The sequence below is a fragment of the Brachybacterium sp. UNK5269 genome, from assembly GCF_049266655.1.
GTDB lineage: Bacteria > Actinomycetota > Actinomycetes > Actinomycetales > Dermabacteraceae > Brachybacterium.
On sequence record NZ_CP184883.1, the window covers coordinates 194449 to 210991 of the forward strand.

At 72.3% G+C, this 16543-nt stretch carries 10 protein-coding genes and 2 pseudogenes; 3 read left to right on the forward strand and 9 right to left on the reverse strand.

Annotation, left to right across the window (positions count from 1 at the left end; translation table 11 throughout):
• Window positions 1-4: 4 nt before the first annotated feature.
• The 7 genes and pseudogenes from ACOJUI_RS00910 to ACOJUI_RS00940 form a co-directional block, all read right to left on the reverse strand.
• Entirely contained in the window at window positions 5-1681 is a 1677-nt protein-coding gene (locus ACOJUI_RS00910) for an extracellular solute-binding protein (RefSeq protein WP_422116233.1), read from the reverse strand.
• A 454-nt stretch (window positions 1682-2135) separates the two neighbouring features.
• Window positions 2136-3191 carry an acetylxylan esterase gene (locus tag ACOJUI_RS00915; protein ID WP_422116234.1) on the reverse strand — a complete coding sequence of 352 codons (1056 nt, stop codon included), beginning with the start codon at window positions 3189-3191 and terminating at the stop codon, window positions 2136-2138.
• An 81-nt stretch (window positions 3192-3272) separates the two neighbouring features.
• Window positions 3273-5357 carry a beta-galactosidase gene (locus ACOJUI_RS00920; RefSeq protein WP_422116235.1) on the reverse strand — a complete coding sequence of 695 codons (2085 nt, stop codon included), beginning with the start codon at window positions 5355-5357 and terminating at the stop codon, window positions 3273-3275.
• A complete protein-coding gene (gene yicI, locus ACOJUI_RS00925) occupies window positions 5354-7063 on the reverse strand; it encodes an alpha-xylosidase (RefSeq protein WP_422116236.1) in 1710 nt (569 codons plus the stop codon). The genes ACOJUI_RS00920 and yicI overlap by 4 nt, the downstream gene beginning before the upstream one ends.
• Window positions 7064-7428: 365 nt before the next feature.
• Window positions 7429-7998, reverse strand: coding sequence for a hypothetical protein (locus ACOJUI_RS00930; RefSeq protein WP_422116237.1), 570 nt, complete (start codon window positions 7996-7998; stop codon window positions 7429-7431).
• A 265-nt stretch (window positions 7999-8263) separates the two neighbouring features.
• Window positions 8264-9190, reverse strand: a pseudogene (locus ACOJUI_RS00935) (glycoside hydrolase family 3 C-terminal domain-containing protein); the annotation flags it as partial.
• Window positions 9187-10404: a glycoside hydrolase family 3 protein gene (locus ACOJUI_RS00940; RefSeq protein ID WP_422116238.1), complete on the reverse strand. Its 1218-nt coding sequence runs from the start codon at window positions 10402-10404 to the stop codon at window positions 9187-9189. The pseudogene ACOJUI_RS00935 and the gene ACOJUI_RS00940, both read right to left, overlap by 4 nt.
• A gap of 113 nt (window positions 10405-10517) precedes the next feature.
• Between ACOJUI_RS00940 and ACOJUI_RS00945 the strand changes: the two are divergent.
• Window positions 10518-10706: pseudogene (locus ACOJUI_RS00945) on the forward strand (carbohydrate ABC transporter permease); the annotation flags it as partial.
• 43 nt (window positions 10707-10749) lie between these two features.
• Here ACOJUI_RS00945 and ACOJUI_RS00950 read toward each other — a convergent pair.
• Both ACOJUI_RS00950 and ACOJUI_RS00955 read right to left on the reverse strand, forming a co-directional pair.
• Window positions 10750-11739, reverse strand: a complete 990-nt coding sequence (locus ACOJUI_RS00950; protein WP_422116239.1) for a LacI family DNA-binding transcriptional regulator — start codon at window positions 11737-11739, stop codon at window positions 10750-10752.
• Window positions 11740-11890: 151 nt separating this feature from the next.
• Complete coding sequence (locus tag ACOJUI_RS00955) at window positions 11891-13054, reverse strand: ROK family protein (protein WP_422116240.1); 1164 nt, start codon at window positions 13052-13054, stop codon at window positions 11891-11893.
• Window positions 13055-13294: 240 nt separating this feature from the next.
• Between ACOJUI_RS00955 and xylA the strand changes: the two genes are divergently transcribed.
• Both xylA and xylB read left to right on the forward strand, forming a co-directional pair.
• Complete coding sequence (gene xylA, locus ACOJUI_RS00960; RefSeq protein WP_422116241.1) at window positions 13295-14488, forward strand: xylose isomerase; 1194 nt, start codon at window positions 13295-13297, stop codon at window positions 14486-14488.
• Between the two features lie 589 nt (window positions 14489-15077).
• Entirely contained in the window at window positions 15078-16466 is a 1389-nt protein-coding gene (gene xylB / locus ACOJUI_RS00965; protein ID WP_422116242.1) for a xylulokinase, read from the forward strand.
• The last annotated feature ends 77 nt before the right edge of the window (window positions 16467-16543 follow it).

The following is a 16543-nucleotide window of genomic DNA, read 5'->3' on the forward strand; positions in this document are numbered from 1 at the left end:
GGGCTCAGGACTGCTCGACGAAGCGGTCCCGGGCCTTGTTCATCAGCTCGAGGTAGGCCGGCAGCCCGGCGGCCTCGAGCTCGGCGACGAAGTCGTCCCATTCGGCGAGGTCGCGCTGGCCCAGGATGAACTGCAGCGTGTTGGTGTCCACGGTGTCCTTCAGCGGCGTGGCCATCAGCGAGGCCTGCTCCAGCTCGGCCTCCTCGAGCGGGGCCGGGGCCCACGGCGGCATCGACTCGAGGTTCGCCACCACGCCGTCGATGTACTGGGTGTACTCCTCGGAGTTGTAGGACTCCTTCAGCGCCCGGGACTCGGTGGCCTCGGAGAGGAAGGTGGAGAACCCCAGGTCCTTCTGGAGGTCCGTGCCGGCGTCGGTGTTGAGGTCGAAGGCGTTCAGCGAGTGGCCCTCGGTCAGCTCGATGGTGCCGTCCTCGGCCTTGGTGTAGGTCTCGCCCTCGATGCCCCAGCGCAGCATCTCGCGGGCCTGCGGGTTGAAGTACAGCCAGTCCAGGAACTGCAGGATCGCCAGGAAGTTCTCGGACTCGGCGATCTGCGAGTTCAGCATGAAGCCGTGCCAGAAGTTGCGCGGGCCCATGATGTTCCCGGCCGGTCCGGCGGGCGGCGGGATCAGCTGCAGCGAATAGTTGCCGCGGCCGACGGTCGCGTCCATGCCCTGCGCGAACTCGATCGCGGTGCCGGAGGAGCCGGAGGCGGCGAAGCAGGTCTCCTGGGCGAACTTCTCCACCACCCCGCCGGCGCCGCTGCCGTCGTTCGCGGCGGTGAGCGTCTCGGGGTCCAGCAGGCCTTCGGCGACCAGGGTGCGGTAGTACTCGATCATGGAGCGGTACTCGTCGGTGGTGGCGGCGTAGCGCAGCGGCTCGCCGTCGTGGCCGCCGATCATGCCGTCCCCGAAGCCCCAGCCGGCGCGGGTGCCGAAGGAGTAGCCGCCGTAGTTGATCAGCGACTGGGCCTCGAAGCCGTCGGCCAGGGGGAGCGAGTCGGGGTAGCGCTCCTTGATCAGGCGCAGACCCTCGTGCACCTCCTCCCAGGTGGCAGGGATCCCGATGCCGACCTCGTCCCAGACGTCCTTGCGGATGATCAGCGAGAACGAGGGCACCCAGACCTCCTGCAGGCCCGGGAGCATGTAGTACTTGCCGTCGGCCTGGCGGATGTTGTCCATCATCTCGCCCTGGTCCCACTCCTCCACGTACTTGCGGAAGTTCGGCATGTGCTCGATGTAGTCGCTCATCGGCAGGATCGCGCCGGAGGAGACGAAGGGGGTCTCGTCGCCGCGGTAGATCAGCGGGATCACGGTGGGGGCGTCGCCGGCGCTGATCAGGAGGCTGCGCTTCTCCACGGAGTCGCTGAAGGGCACATGGGTCAGCTCCAGCTGGACGTTGGTGAGCTCCTTGATGTGGTCGAAGACCTGCCACGTCTCCTTGACGGGCTGCTCGGGCCAGTCGGTCCACAGCATCGTCAGGGTGATCGGCTCGGTCGCCGTGAACTGCTGATCCGCCTCGAAGGAGTCCATCGCGCCCACGTCGAGCGAGGCGACGTCGGCGGCCTCCTCCTCGCCGCCCCCGCCGCAGGCGGCGAGGGAGACGGCGGCGAAGGCCGCAGCGGTGAGCCCGACGAAGGAGCGCCGGGTGGTGAGGAGGGCAGAGGGGGAGGAACTGGTCATGAAGGGCTCCTGGGGAGGCTGGACAGCGGGGGACGCGGCGACGAGCGGGCCGTCGACCGACGGCGGCAGGGGACAGCTCATCGCGCGGGTACTCCGGAGGGCTTGTGTCGCGCAGCTCCACTGCTGTGCGGGGCGGGCCCGGTGCAACACCCCGATATAAAAAGCTTTCCGAAAAACTGTCGGTACGTTACCGGGGTGTGGTCAGAATAGGAAGCGTCGGCGAATGCGTCAAGGCGCGCTCTCCGGGAAAGGACTGGGCATCTGTCTGAGAAGGGTGACCAGGTCACGCGTCTGCGGGTCGTTCAATGGGACTGAGCCCGGCGAAAAATATTGAGGAAATCTTTCGAGGCTGCTCTGCGGGCCCGCGGGAATGCCGGGGAGGAACGACGAACGGCGCGCGCACGAGTCGTTCTCGTGCGCGCGCGCCGCGGGTCCAGTGGCTCCGGAGCGCCGCTCAGCGGCCCCCCCCCCCCCCCCCCCCCCCCCCCCCCCCCCCCCCCCCCTCCCCCGCGGGGGCGCCGGCTCGTTCAGAGCCGGGACCGCGCAGCCAGTCCAGCTGGAGCATCTGATGGGCGGCCGCGCCGCCCTCGTGGTTGTTGTACGGGTAGACCTCGATGTCCTTCGACGGGGCGGCGCCGCTCCGCCCGGCCCAGTGGTTGTAGGCGGCGAACACGGTCGAGGGCGGGCAGGTCATGTCCCGCAGCGCCACCGAGAACAGGGTGTCGGCCCGGGCGCGGCGGCCCAGGTGCACGGCGTCGACGTAGCGCAGGGTGTTCTCGACGGCGGCCTCCATGTGCCGGTTCACCGAGAGGTAGCGGACGATCTCCTGGTACGGATCGGCGTCGGTGAGGTCGATCGCCCGGCGGATCTGGCACAGGAACGGCACGTTGGCCATCACCGCGTCCACGTCGGGCACCAGTCCGGCGGCGGCGATCGCGAGACCGCCGCCCTGGCTGCCGCCGGTCACCGCCACCCGGCCGTCGGCCCCCGGCAGCGCCCGCGCCGCATCGACGGCGCGCGCCGCGTCGGTCATCAGCCGGGTCAGGTACGAGGTCTCGGGGGACTCGATGCCGCGCGTCATCACCCCGGGGGCGGCCGGGCCCGAGCCGACCGGGTCCGGAGTGGCGCCGCCGGAGCCCCAGCGGCTGCCCTGTCCGCGGGTGTCCATCACCAGGTGCCCGTAGCCGGCGCTCGGCCAGACCAGGTGCTCGATCGGGGTGGAGCGCCCACCGCCGTAGCCGATGTACTCCACGACCACCGGCAGTCGGCCGTCGGCGTCCGCCGGCCGCAGGTGCCAGGCGCGGATCGGGTCGCCGTCGTGCCCGGCGAAGGTGACGTCCCAGGTGTCCACCAGGCTCAGCCCGGTCTCGACCGGGCGCACCTCGATGACCGGCTCGGCGGTGCGGGCCCGGGCCAGGGTCCCGGACCAGAAGTCGTCGAGGTCGGCGGGCTCGTCGAGCTCGGGGAGGTACTCGCGCAGGGCGGGCAGGGGCAGGTCGAACAGCGGCATGCGGGGCGTCCTTTCGGGCGGAGCAGGAGTGCGGCGGGAAGTTGGACCGGGTGCGTGGGCCCGTCGGTCGATCGGTGCGGATCAGCGGCCGACGAGAGCGAGCGGCGCGCCCGGCTCGACGGCGAGCACCGCGACCCCGCCGGGGTCGATTCTCACCCCGTCGGCCCCGTCCTGTCCTGAGATCAGCTCGGTTCCGCTGCCGCGCACCGTCAGCGCCTCGGCGCCGTGGTGCAAAAGGAACACGTGATCGGCCCCGTCGCCGCGGCGGCGCACCACCTCCAGGCCCTGCTCGGCGGCGCCGGGCAGGGTGGGCCCGATCCCGCAGCGCCGCGCCTGGGCGAGCAGGAACGCGTCCCGCGAGTCCTGCCGGAGCCGGGCCGAGAGGTAGACCGCCCGCCCCGCGCCCCGCTCGGCGAGGGTGATCGCCGGGCGCCCGCGCAGCTCGCCGTGCGTGTAGGAGGCGAGGACCTGCGCATCCGTGGCCTCCACCAGCTCGGTCCACTCCGCCACGACGCTGCCGTCGTCGAGGGTGACCTCCTCGCCGGCCAGCAGCGGGTGCAGCTCCTCGACCCGCACCCCGAGCAGCTGCCGCAGCCGTCCCGGGTACCCGCCGCCGGCGACCTGCAGGGAGGGGTCGGAGATGCCGGTCAGGTAGGTGATCACCAGGTGGCCGCCGGCCTCGGCGTACTCCGTCAGCCAGCGCACCTGCGCGTCGGACAGCGGGTACTGGCACGGCACCACCAGCATCCGGTACCGCGCGGCGTCGGCGCCGGGGCGCACGAAGTCGACCGGGATCCCGGCCCGCCAGAAGGAGCGGTGGGTCGCGCGCAGCTCCTCCGCGTACCGGATCCCGTCGTGGGGCAGGTGAGGCGTCTCCAGCGCCCACCAGCCGTCGGCGTGCCAGAGGATCCCGACCTCGGCCTCGACGAGCGGACCCTCGGCCGGCGGCGCGACGGCGGGGGCGATCCGCTCGAGGACATCGCCCAGCTCGCAGATCGCCGCGAACCGTCGCGAGGAGCCGCCGGCATGGGGGACCAGGGCGCTGTGCCACTGCTCGGCGCCGCCCCGCGAGGCCCGCCACTGGAAGAACAGCGAGCTCTGGGAGCCGCGGGCGATGTAGCCCAGCGAGTGGCGGATCATGCGCTCCGGGCTCTTGAGCACCGAGCGGTCGCCGAGCGCGATGCCCCAGGCGTTCTGCTCCATGAGCACCCAGGGCCCGCCGGACCAGGAGCGGGCCAGGTCCGAGCCGTAGGCGACATGCGCCTCGGCGTCGGGGCCGGTGGTGTCCAGGTAGTGGTCCAGCGAGACCACGTCGAGCTGGTCGGCCCAGGACCACTGCTCGAGGTGGTTCCAGGTGGGCAGCATGAAGTTCGTGGTCATCGGCGCGGTGGAGCCGGCCGCCCGGATCTCCTCGCGCTGCTCGACCAGGGCCGCCAGCATCTCGTCCGAGGAGTACCGGCGGAAGTCGATCAGCTGCGCCGGGTTGTGGAGGTACTGCGTGGCCCGGGGCGGGGTGATCTCCTCCCAGTCGCCGTAGCGCTGGGACCAGAAGGCGGTGGACCAGGCGGTGTTCAGCGCCTCGAGGGAGCCGTAGCGGCGCTGCAGCCAGAGGCGGAAGGAGTCGGCGGCGGCGGGGCCGTGGTCGAGGGTGCCGTACTCGTTGTGCAGGTGCCAGCCGCGCAGCCCGGGATGCTCGCCGTAGCGCTCGGCGAGCATCCGCGCCATCCGCCGCGAGGCCTCCCGGTAGGCGGGGGCGCTGATGGCGTAGGTGTCGCGCGAGCCGTGCGTCAGGCGCACCCCGTCCTCCCGCACCGGCATCGCCTCGGGATGGGCGAGGGTGAACCAGGGCGGGGGAGAGGCGGTGGGGGTGGCCAGGAAGAAGCCGATCCCGGCCGCGGTGAGCAGCTCGAGCACCTCGTCCAGCCAGCCGGTCTCGTAGACGCCCTCGGCGGGCTCGAGGCAGGCCCAGGAGAAGATCCCCAGCGAGACCGTGTTGACCTTCGCGCGCTGCATCAGCGCCACGTCCTCGCGCCAGGTCTCCCGGTCCCACTGCTCGGGGGACCAGTCCCCGCCGAAGAGGAAGGCCGGCGGGGTGAAGGGCTGCGCGCGGCCCGGGGCGGACGTGTCCTCGGCGGGCGCGTCCGGAGCGGACGGTGCGGCGCTCATGCGCCCGTCGCCTCGCCGCGCACCAGGCGCGCCGCCTCGGAGCCGACGCGGGCGAAGACCCCGAGCGAGTGCACGTCGTAGCGGCGGGTGAGGTGGCGGGCCCCGGTGACCTCCTCGCCGTCGATCAGATGCACCCACTGTCCCTCCGGCAGGTACAGCTCGACGGTGCCGGAGGCCTGGAACACGGGTGCGACCAGCACGTCCGGGCCCAGCATGTACTGGGTGTCCAGGGGCCGGCACGCCGGGTCCTCGGGGAACTGCAGGAACATCGCCCGCATCACCGGCGCGCCGGTGCGGGTGGTGTCCTCGGCGCAGGCCAGCAGGTACGGCAGCAGCTTCTCCTTCAGCCGGGTGAACTCGCGCATCACCTCCACCGACTCCTCGTCGAACAGCCACGGCACCCGGTAGGAGTTCGAGCCGTGCAGTCGCGAATGGGAGCTCAGCAGCCCGAAGGCCACCCAGCGCTTGAAGACCGTCGGGTCCGGGGTGCCCTCGAAGCCGCCGATGTCGTGGCTCCAGTACCCGAAGCCCGAGGAGGTCAGGGACAGCCCGCCGCGCAGGGACTGCGCCATCGCGACGTAGGTGGACTCGCAGTCGCCGCCCCAGTGGATGGGGAACCGCTGACCGCCGGCGGTCGCGGAGCGGGCGAACAGCACCGCCTCGCCGGCGCCCTGGCGGCGCTCGAGCAGCTCGAAGACCGCCTGGTTGAAACGGGAGGTGTAGAAGTTGTGCTCCCGCAGCGGGTCCGAGCCGGAGTGCCAGCGGATGCCCTCGGTGGGGATGCGCTCGCCGAAGTCGGTCTTGAAGGCGTCCACCCCGTCGTCCAGCAGCGCCTCGAGCTTGCCGGTGTACCAGGCGGTGGCCTCGGGGTTGGTGAAGTCCACCAGCGCCATGCCGGCCTGCCAGAGGTCGCTCTGCCAGATCGAGCCGTCGGTGCGGCGCAGCAGGTACCCCTTCTCGGCGCCCTCGGCGAAGAGCACCGAGCGCTGGGCGATGTACGGGTTGATCCACACGCACACCTTCAGCCCGCGATCGTGGAGCTTGCGGATCAGGCCGCGGGGGTCGGGGAAGGTCGCGGGGTCCCAGACGAAGTCCGACCAGTGGAAGCCGCGCATCCAGAAGCAGTCGAAGTGGAACACGGTCAGCGGGATGTCGCGCTCGGCCATGCCGTCGACGAAGGAGAGCACCGTCTGCTCGTCGTACTCCGTGGTGAAGGAGGTCGACAGCCACAGCCCGTAGGACCATTCGGGCAGGGAGGGCGGGCGGCCGGAGCGGGCGGTGTAGCGCTCGATGACCTCGAGCGGGCTGCCGCCGCCGTAGACCTCGTAGCGCAGGCGCTCGCCGGGCACCGAGAACTGGGTGGCCGAGACGTTCTCGGAGCCCACCTCGAAGGACACCGGTCCCGCGTCGTCCACCAGCACCCCGTAGCCGCGCGAGGACAGGAAGAACGGCACGTTCTTGTAGGCCTGCTCGGAGCTGGTGCCGCCGTCGGCGTTCCAGATGTCGACGCTCTGGCCGTTCTTGACGAAGGTGCCGAAGCGCTCGCCGAGCCCGTAGATGTGCTCGCCGACGTCGAGCGAGAGCTGCTCGTGGACGTACGGGCCCTCGCCCTCGACCTGGGCGTAGCCGATCGAGCGGGCGGTGGAGCTGGTGAGCACCTCGCCGTCCCACAGGTAGTCCACCTGCCAGGGCCCGCGCAGCGCCACCCCGCGCGGTGAGGCGGCCGGAGGCGAACTCGACGACCTCCTGCTCGTCGTGGCGGGTGATGGTGGGGGTGACGGGGGCGCCCGTCAGGTCGAAGCGGGGCAGGGACTCCCGCTGGCCCGCGAAGTGCTCGATCTTCACGGCGATCACGTCGGGCCGCGGCGCGGTGAAGGAGACGGTGATGACCGGCTTGTTCAGGGTGTCCCCGCGGGACAGGATGCGGGTGACGGGGGCGTGGACGACCAGCTCGTCCTCGCGGATCTCGAGGTCGTGCACCTCGGCGGGGCGCTGCAGCGTGACCCCGTCGCGGATCAGCCAGTAACCGTTCGTGAACTTCAAGGGGACCTCCAGGGGCCAGTTGCGGGTTTCAGGGGTGCTCGGCGCGCAGGCCGGTCAGAGCGAGGGGGCCGGTCAGGCGCACGCGCACCCGGCCGGTGGGCCGGGCGCCGGTGGCGGGCACCCGATGGGGCAGGGGGAGCGCGGCGGCCGACGGATCGGCGGCCTCCGCATCGATGAGCTCCGCGCTGCCGGGCGCCGGGGCGAGGGCGCCGAGGTCGAGCTCGCGGGTCTCCAGGGCGGTGATGACCGTTCCTGCCGCGAGCACGAAGTCGGCGGTGCCGGCGGCGGTGAGCGCGAGCGGGCGCAGCTCGGTGCCCTCGAGCAGGGTGGTGGCGCTGCGGGCGAGGCCGGCGGTCTCCTCGGCCCGGTCGGCCGGGACCAGGTCGCCGCCGGCCGCGGGCAGCGGATGACGCTCCCGGTGCGCGCGGGGGATCGTGATCTCCTGCGCGCCGACCGTGTCGGCGCTCGAGCGGGCCACGCGCACCGTGAGGGGTCCGTCGGGCAGCTCCCAGCCCTCGCGGTCCGGGGCGAACAGGGCCAGGCGCTGGTAGGGGACGGTGATCGTCGCGGTCACCGGCTCCGGGCCCTCGAGCGCCACGGTGGTGAAGCCGATCAGGCGGGTGGCCGGCGCGACGTACGGCCGACGGGGAGAACGCCGCCTCGGGCACGTCGGCGTAGACCTGCACCACCTCGTGCAGCGGACCCTGGGTGGTGCGCGCGGCGGGGGCGGTGAGGGTGAGGCGCACGCGCAGCTCCTCGGCCTCGGCGGTGATCTCGAGGTCGGACCAGTCGCAGCGGTCCAGGCCCAGGCCGTGCCCGAAGGGGAAGCGGGCGCCCTGTCCGTACAGGTAGGTCGACCCGGCGCCGATCACGTCGTAGTCCAGCAGCGCGGGCAGCGGGCTCGAGTCCGGCCAGGTCTGGGCGAGCCGGCCCGAGAAGTCGCGGCGGCCGGTGAGCAGATCGGCCAGGGCCTCGCCCTCGGCCTCCCCGGCGTGGGAGGACCAGATCACCGCGCCCACCCGCTCCTCGAGGCCCTCGAGGTCGTAGGGGTAGGAGGAGGTGATCACGAGGACGGTGGCTACGTCCTCGGGCAGCGCCGCGAGGCGCTCGACGGCGGCGCGGTCCGGTGCGGGCAGGCGCACGTGCGGGCGGTCCTCGGTCTCGCGCCCGTGCACATGGGGATCGTTGCCGATCACCAGCACCACCGCGTCGGCGCCGCGGGCGGCGGCGTCGAAGGCGTCGTCCCCGTGCTCATGGGTGTCGATGGCGAAGCGGTCACCGGAGGCCCGGGTGTGATCGCGCAGCATGAGAGCGCCGCTGTGGTGCTCGACGCCGACGAACCGTCCCGAGCCGATGTGCTGCAGCTGCCAGGTGCCACTCTCGTCGGCGATGCGGCGGAACGTGTCCTGGACCACCCAGCCGCCGATGCGCTCGGCCGAGGCGGCCAGCCGTCCCCGGGCGTCCGGGGTGACCAGCAGCTGCGCTGCGGGATCCCGCAGCGCGATCACGTCATCGCCGAAGTCGAGGACCTCGAACCGGGCAGGAGCGAAGGAAGCGGGCAGGGGGCCGTCCGCCGCCGGGCGGGCGCAGTGCAGCGAACCGTCGACGCCCAGCAGCACCGGGTCCGGCGCCGGGCCGATCGCGGCCAGGGAGACGACGTCCAAGGCTCGGGTGGTGCGCACCTCCTGCCTGGTCGGATGCTTCTCGAGCGCAGCGACGATGCTCGTCGACTGATGGAACTCCCCGCTGTACCAGTCGCGCAGGACGGTGTGCGCCTGTTCGCCGATCACCGCGGTGGTCCCGGGTGGCAGCGGAAGCGCGGCGGGGTCACGCCGGGCGAGCAGGACGGCGGAGCGCGTGGCGACCTCGCGGGCGAGGCGTGTCGTGCGGACCGTGCCGACGACGGGTCGGCTGCGACGTGAGCGGGCGATTCCGCCGCTGCGCCCGCCCCGGGCGAGGACCACCTCGATATCGAAGCGCTTGTACTGATGTGCTCGGATTCTGCGGTTCCCGCGACCCCCGGGAGCTTCTCGAATTCTCCGGTCCGGGCGCGCGCGACCAGCTGCCGCACCACGGCCCGGTCCAGGTGGTCCTGCTCGATGAGGCCCCGGTCGAGGGCCTCATCGAGTGCGGCGATCGTCTCGGTCGGATCGGTGTCGTTGTCCGTGAACGAGTCGACCCCGGCCCGGAGCATCGCCGCATACGCCTCGGCGGCGTCGACGACGACCTTCTGCGAGCGGAAGAGGTTGGAGGGGGCGCCCGCGTCCGAGACGACGAAGAGCAGATCCGGATCCGCCAGCCGGGAGCGCAGCTCCCTCTCCAGCAGCTCCGTGAGGTGGGCCGGACGGCCGTTGACCAGGTTGTAGGAGAGCATCACGGAGCCGGCGCAGCCGCGCACGAGCGGGGTGATGTGTCCGGGGAGCTCGTACTCGTGGAGCACGCGCGGCGAGAGGTCGGAGCTGGTGGCGTCGCGGTCGGTCTCGTTGGAGTAGGCCAGGAAGTGCTTGAGCGTGGGCATCGTCGTCCACGTGTCCCCGTCGCCCCGCAGGCCGGCGGAGAAACCGCAGGCCAGCTCGCCATTGAGGAGCGGATCCTCGGTGTACGCCTCCTCGCTGCGGCCCCAGCGCGGATGCCGCAGCGGGTTCACCACGGGTGCCCACACGTCGAGGCTGACCCGCGGATCCGCTTCGTGCATGGTCCGCACCTCCGCGGCGACCACGGCAGCCGCACGGCGCAGCAGCTCGGGATCCCAGGAGGCGGCCATGCCGGCCGGCTGCGGGAACTGGGTCGAGGGTCCCTTCCAGGCCACGCCGTGCAGACCTTCGGTGCCGGTGACGAAGGGTCCTATGTCGAGGCGTTCGACGCCGGGTGCGTACTGGTGGAGCTGGGCGATCTTCTCCGCCGGGCTCATCGCGGAGACCACGCTGCGCGCCCAGGTCAGCCGCTGCGCATCGCGGGGGCTGAGCTCGGGGACGGGGTAGGGCCGAAGGGCGGTGGGTTCCATGGGTCCTTCTCGTGACGAGGGTGGGCGCGGACGTCGATGTCGGGGAACGCCTTGCGGGCCCTCGTGAGGCGGCGTTATGCTCCACCCTATCGAATCGCTTCGACGATCGACAAGTGCTGCGCTCCTTCGTCCTGCAGGGCGTCTCCGTGCCCGGGCAGGTCGACGTGGGCTCCGGCCAGGTGGCGACGCTCGCCGTGCAGATGGCCGTCATGGTGATCGCCCTGGTGCCGGTGCTGCTGGTCTACCCCTTCGTGCAGAAGCACTTCACCTCCGGCGTCATGATCGGGGCCGTGAAGGGCTGATCGCATCCGCCGCCCGTCGGGATCCGTGCCGGGTCCCGACGGGTCAGCTCCGGGTGGTGCCGCGGGCGTGGAAGCGGGGGCTCAGCAACCGCGAGTGCCGAGGTGCATCCTGGTCCGCGAGCTGCTCGAGGACCATCGTCACCGCGTTGTGCCCGATGCTCGCGGTGGGGAGATCCACCGCGGAGACGTCCCAGGGTCCGGTCGTCGCAGCGCGCTCCGGCGCGATGGCGACGACCTGGACCTGTTCGGGGCTCCTGATGTCCGCGCTGGTGAAGGCGCGTCCGAACAGGGGCAGGGCTCCTTCATGGTGGACGAACAGGCCGTCGAAGCGGTGGCCCGCCAGCACCTCGTCCCTGGTGAAGCGGGAGACCTCCGCGGGATCCGCGGAGAGCTCGATGATGTGCTCCTCGAGCCCGAGGGCCTGGCAGGCGCGGCGGTACCCGAGCCGGGCCCGGTGCGCGTAGGTCGGGGTCCGGCCCTCGCGCGACCCCGGTGCGGCGATCATCGCGATCCGTTCCGAGCCTCGGCTGTGCATCTCATGCACCGCTGATTTCGCTGCCGCCAGGAAGTCGAAGTCCACGCAGGTCAGGCCACCATTCTCCTCCGGGTAGCCGATGAGCACCACGGGGCGGGTGAGCTTCGCGAGCGACGGGATCCGGGAATCGTCCTCGACCAGGTCCATGACGATGAGGGCGTCCACCTTGCCTTCTTCGACCACCCGCAGGGTGCGGTCGTGATCCTCGGCCGTCACCAGCAGGATGTCGAAGTCCTTCTCGTGCGCGGCGGCGAGGAACGAGCCGACGAACTCCATGATGACGTCGGCGTCGACCGCCTCCCGCTGCGGCACGGCCACCCCGAGCAGGGAGGTGCGCTTCAGGGCGAGGGCTCGGGCGCTCGCTGCGGGGTGGTACTCGAGGCGGGCGATCGCGGTCTGGATGCGCTCCCGGGTCTGCGCGGAGATGGGCCGCTTGCCGCTGAGGGCATAGCTGACCGTGCTCAGGGAGACCCCGGCCTCCCTGGCGATGTCGGTCATCGTTGCCATCGTGCGTTCCCGTCCGTGTCGCGCCTCGGGCCGCCGGGCCCCGGCGTGCGACGTCTGCTGTGCTGATGCGGGTGGTCCTCCGCCTGACCATTGTCCCTTGTCGGAGCGGGGACCGGGGGCGGCGCGGGGCGGACCGGCCGGGTCAGCCCCGGGCGGTGATCCATGCCCCCGGGGCGGCGAGCACGGGTTGCAGGGCGGCCCGGGCGGCGCCCCGCAGAGCCGGGTCCTCGAGGCCGTCCGAGCGCTCGATCGCGACGGGCCCGGCCTCGGTGGCCAGGGCGTGCGCTTCGACGGTGCGGCGGATCACCGGAGCCAGCTCGTCAGCGATCGGCGCGAGGTAGCCCGAGAGCACCACGGTGGACAGGTCCAGCACGTTCAGGGCATTGGCCACCGCCAGCCCCAGGGAGCGGCCGATGGTGCCGATCACCTCGGCGCGGTCGCTGCTGGCCGACAGCGCATCCACCAGGTCCTCGATCCGCACGTCCCGGCCCAGACCCGCGCGGTCCCGCAGCGAGTGGTAGGAGACGTACGCCTCCAGGCACCCCCGTCGGCCGCAGCGGCACTGCGCCCCGCCGGGTTCGACGACCATGTGCCCGAACTCCCCGGCCCAGCCGTGGACCCCGTCCAGCAGGGCGCCGCCGAGCACCACCGCGCCGCCGACGCCGGTGGAGCCGCGCACGTAGATGAAGGACTCGCCGGCCCGCTGGTCGATCTCGGTGAGCACGGAGAGGCGGTTGTCGTTCTGGGCGCTGACGCTCAGGTCCGCGAGCTGCGGATGCGCCCGGAGCCGGCCGACCAGCGGCACCTCGGTCCAGTCGAGGTTCGGGGCCGACAGCACGCGGCCGTCGTCGGGGGCGATCCGGCCGGGCACGGCGGCGACCACCCCGACCACCGGCAGGGCGCCGGCGTCCGCGCGCACCCGGCCCACCAGTTCGGCGCAGAGCTCGATCGACGCCTCGGCCGAGGCCGCTGTGACCTGCAGGTACTCGGTGTGCCGGCTCAGCTGCCCGCCCGCCAGGTCGATGCCGAGGCAGGAGACGTGGTCGGCCGCGATCTCCAGCCCGATCGCGAGCAGGGTGCCGGAGGCGATCTGGAGGGGCACCATCGGGCGCCCGGAGCCGGTGGAGAGCGGAGCGCCCTCCTGCACCAGGTGGGCGGCGACGAGCTCCTCGACCAGCTTGGAGACCGTGGGCTTGGTCAGGCGGGTGAGCGTCGCCAGTCCCGCCCGAGAGGTGGGGGTGGTCGAGGCGGCCAGGGCGCGCAGGATGGCCGAGAGGTTGTGCTCGCGCAGGTGCGTCGACTGCATGCTCCCCCTTCCGCTGCGGACCCTCGGGCGGTCCGTCGGCCGCCGGACCGTCGGTGCGTGGCCGCGGGATCGCGATGCCGCTCGATCGCTCGCTCCGCCGACTTGTGCGGACCAGCATCCCACACTAGATTAGTAACGGTAACTTACTAAGGGCGGCGGCGAGGATGCCCGCCGCACCTGGTCAGGACCGGCACCGCGGACCCGCAGTCCGCTCGACGATTCGATCTAGGAGCGCTCACCATGACCGCACCCACCCCCACCCGTGATGACAAGTTCTCCTTCGGCCTGTGGACCACCGGCTGGGAGGCCCGTGACCAGTTCGGCTCGGCCACCCGCCCGCCGCTCGAGCTGAGCGCCCACGTCCGCAAGCTCGCCGAGCTCGGCGCCTGGGGCTTCACCTTCCACGACAACGACGTGATCCCCTTCGACGCCACCCCGGGGGAGCGTCAGCGGATCATCGACCAGCTGAAGTCGCTCACCGACGAGACCGGCCTGGTCATCGAGATGGTCACCACCGACACCTTCGCTCACCCCGTCTTCAAGGACGGCGCCTTCACCTCCAACGACCGCTCCGTGCGCCGCTTCGGCCTGCGCAAGGTGCTGGCCAACGTGGACCTCGCCGCCGAGCTCGGCGCGAGCACCTTCGTCATGTGGGGCGGCCGCGAGGGCTCCGAGTACGACGGCTCCAAGGACCTGCACGCCGCCCTCGACCGCTACCGCGAGGGCCTGGACACCGTGGCCGGCTACATCAAGGACAAGGGCTACGACCTGCGGATCGGTCTCGAGCCCAAGCCCAACGAGCCCCGCGGCAACATCTTCCTGCCCACCGTCGGCCATGCCCTGGCCTTCATCGAGCAGCTCGAGCACGGCGACATCGTCGGCATCAACCCCGAGACCGGGCACGAGCAGATGGCGACCCTGAACTACACCCATGGGCTCGCCCAGGCGCTGTGGTCCGACAAGCTGTTCCACATCGACCTCAACGGCCAGCACGGCCCGATGTACGACCAGGACCTGGTCTTCGGACACGGCGACCTGATCAGCGCCTTCTTCACCGTGGACCTGCTCGAGAACGGCTTCCCGTCGAAGCCCGGCGCCTACGTGGGTGCCCGTCACTTCGACTTCAAGCCCTCCCGCACCGAGCACGAGCAGGGTCAGTACGACTCCGCCGCGGCCAACATGGAGATGTACCTGATGCTCAAGGAGCGCGCCCTCGCGTTCCGTCAGGACTCCGAGGTGCAGGAGGCGCTCGCGTACTCCGGCATCGACGAGCTCGCGCAGCCCACCCTCGCCGAGGGCGAGTCCCTCGCGGACCTGCTCGCGGACCGCTCCACCTTCGAGGAGTTCGACGCCGACAAGGCCGGCGAGCGCAACTATGGCTTCGTGCGCCTGCAGCAGCTGGCCATGCAGCACCTGCTGGGCTTCCGCGCCTGATCCGGGCCTGACCCGGACCTGAACGGTCCCGGGGAGCCGGCCGCGCGTCGGCTCCCCGGGGCGGTCCCGCCCGCTTCTGGGTCGCGTCGGGTCGGGTCTCGGCCCCTCCGGCCCGTCTCGGTCGCGCCGCACCCGCTCGCGGTCTGAGCCTGGTGCGTCCACTGGCGGTATATGGGCATGCGAGCCCTATATAGACCCTTGCTGCTCGTATACCGCCAGTGGATGCACAGGCCGATGACGTCGCGGCGCGGATCTCTCGGTGGCGGCCAACCCGGCCCGGTGGGGCGCCCGGACCCCGGCACGTCCCCGTCTCACGGCATCCACTGGCGCTGTACGTGCATGCGAGCCCTATATAGACCCTTGCTGCTCGTATACCGCCAGTACTTGCACCGGCCCGTCACCGCGGGCCCTTCGAAGCGGTCATCGGCCCTCTCCGACTGGACTTCGGCCCCTTCCGACGGGCCTTCGGCCCCTCCCGGCGGACGTTCGGCCCCTTCCGACGGGCCTTCGGCCCCGGCGCCGCCGCCGACCCGCCCGTACCCTGGCTCCCGCAGCCACCCCTCGCTCGCGCTACGCAAAGGATCCCCTGATGGCCCCCACCGTTCTCGGCATCGACTCCTCCACCCAGGCCACGAAGGCGCTGCTCGTCGACGCCGAGACCGGCGCCGTGCTCGAGGAGCGCCGCGCCGCGCACCCCGAGGGCACCGAGGTGGACCCCCGCGCCTGGCTGGCCGCGGTCGACGAGGCCGCCGGCCCCCTGCTGGACCGCGCCGACGCGGTCTCCGTGGGCGGTCAGCAGCACGGCATGGTGCTGCTGGACGCACAGGGCGAGGTGGTGCGCGATGCGCTGCTGTGGAACGACACCCGCTCGGCCCCGCAGGCCGCCGCGCTGATCGAGGAGATGGGCGGCCCCGAGGCCTCGGTCGCGGAGATCGGCAGCCTGATGGTCGCCTCCTTCACCGCCTCCAAGCTGCGCTGGGTGCGGGACGAGGAGCCGGAGAACGCACAGCGCGCCGCGAGCGTGCTGCTGCCCCACGACTACGTCTCCCGCCACCTGGCCGGCGGGGGAGAGGCCTTCACCGATCGCGGCGACGCCTCCGGCACCGCGTACTACTCCACCCGCACCGAGGAGTGGAAGCCGGACCTGGTGGAGCTGGCGCTGGGCCGCGCGCTCGAGCTGCCGCGCCTGCCCGGGAGCCCGCAGGAGGTCATGGCCCGCACCCCCGGCGGCGCCGCGATCGCCGCCGGCACCGGCGACAACATGGGCGCCGCCCTCGGCCTCTCCCAGGGCCCCGGCGACGTGTCGGTCTCCATCGGCACCTCGGGCGTCTGCGCGATGGTCAGCGACACCCGCCCGGACGACGCCAGCGGAACGGTCACCGGCTTCGCCGACGCCACCGGCCGCTTCCTGCCGATGACCACCACCATCAACGCCGCCCGCATCCTCGAGGCCGGCCGCACCCTGCTGGGCGTCTCCCATGAGGAGATGGCCCAGCTCGCCCTGGCCAGCGTGCCCGGGGCGAACGGGGTGACGCTGCTGCCGTACTTCGACGGCGAGCGCACCCCCAACCGCCCGCACGCCCGCGCCACCCTCACCGGCATGAGCACCTCCACCACCCGCGAGGACGTGGCCCGCGCCTACATCGAGGGTCTGCTGTGCTCGCTGGCCGACGGCATCGCCGCACTCGAGGAGCGCACCGGCACCACCCCCAGCGGCATCACCCTGATCGGCGGCGGCGCCCGCAGCGAGGCCGTCCAGCAGCTCGCCCCGGCCATCTTCGGCCGCGAGGTCACCATCGCCCCGGCCGGCGAGTACGTCGCCCTCGGCGCCGCCCGGCAGGCCGCCTGGGCGCTCGCCGGCACCGAGGAGCCGCCCGCCTGGGAGATCACCGGTTCCCGCACCGTCGGCGCGGAGCCCACCCCCGAGGTGCTCGAGGCCTACCGCGCGCTCAAGGACCGGACCGCGAGCTGGACGTGACGGCCTTCCCGCGGGCCGTGGTCACCGGAGCGATCACGGCCTGATCCGGGCGGGCCGTCCGGCCCGCTCCTGCTCCC

Excerpts from the sequence above, each read along its gene's own strand:
- ACOJUI_RS00910 (WP_422116233.1), bottom strand. The coding sequence starts at position 1,681 with ATGACCAGTTCCTCCCCCTCTGCCCTCCTCACCACCCGGCGCTCCTTC.
- ACOJUI_RS00915 (WP_422116234.1), bottom strand. The coding sequence starts at position 3,191 with ATGCCGCTGTTCGACCTGCCCCTGCCCGCCCTGCGCGAGTACCTCCCC.
- ACOJUI_RS00920 (WP_422116235.1), bottom strand. The coding sequence starts at position 5,357 with ATGAGCGCCGCACCGTCCGCTCCGGACGCGCCCGCCGAGGACACGTCC.
- ACOJUI_RS00940 (WP_422116238.1), bottom strand. The coding sequence starts at position 10,404 with ATGGAACCCACCGCCCTTCGGCCCTACCCCGTCCCCGAGCTCAGCCCC.
- ACOJUI_RS00950 (WP_422116239.1), bottom strand. The coding sequence starts at position 11,739 with ATGACCGACATCGCCAGGGAGGCCGGGGTCTCCCTGAGCACGGTCAGC.
- ACOJUI_RS00955 (WP_422116240.1), bottom strand. The coding sequence starts at position 13,054 with ATGCAGTCGACGCACCTGCGCGAGCACAACCTCTCGGCCATCCTGCGC.
- xylA (WP_422116241.1), top strand. The coding sequence starts at position 13,295 with ATGACCGCACCCACCCCCACCCGTGATGACAAGTTCTCCTTCGGCCTG.
- xylB (WP_422116242.1), top strand. The coding sequence starts at position 15,078 with ATGGCCCCCACCGTTCTCGGCATCGACTCCTCCACCCAGGCCACGAAG.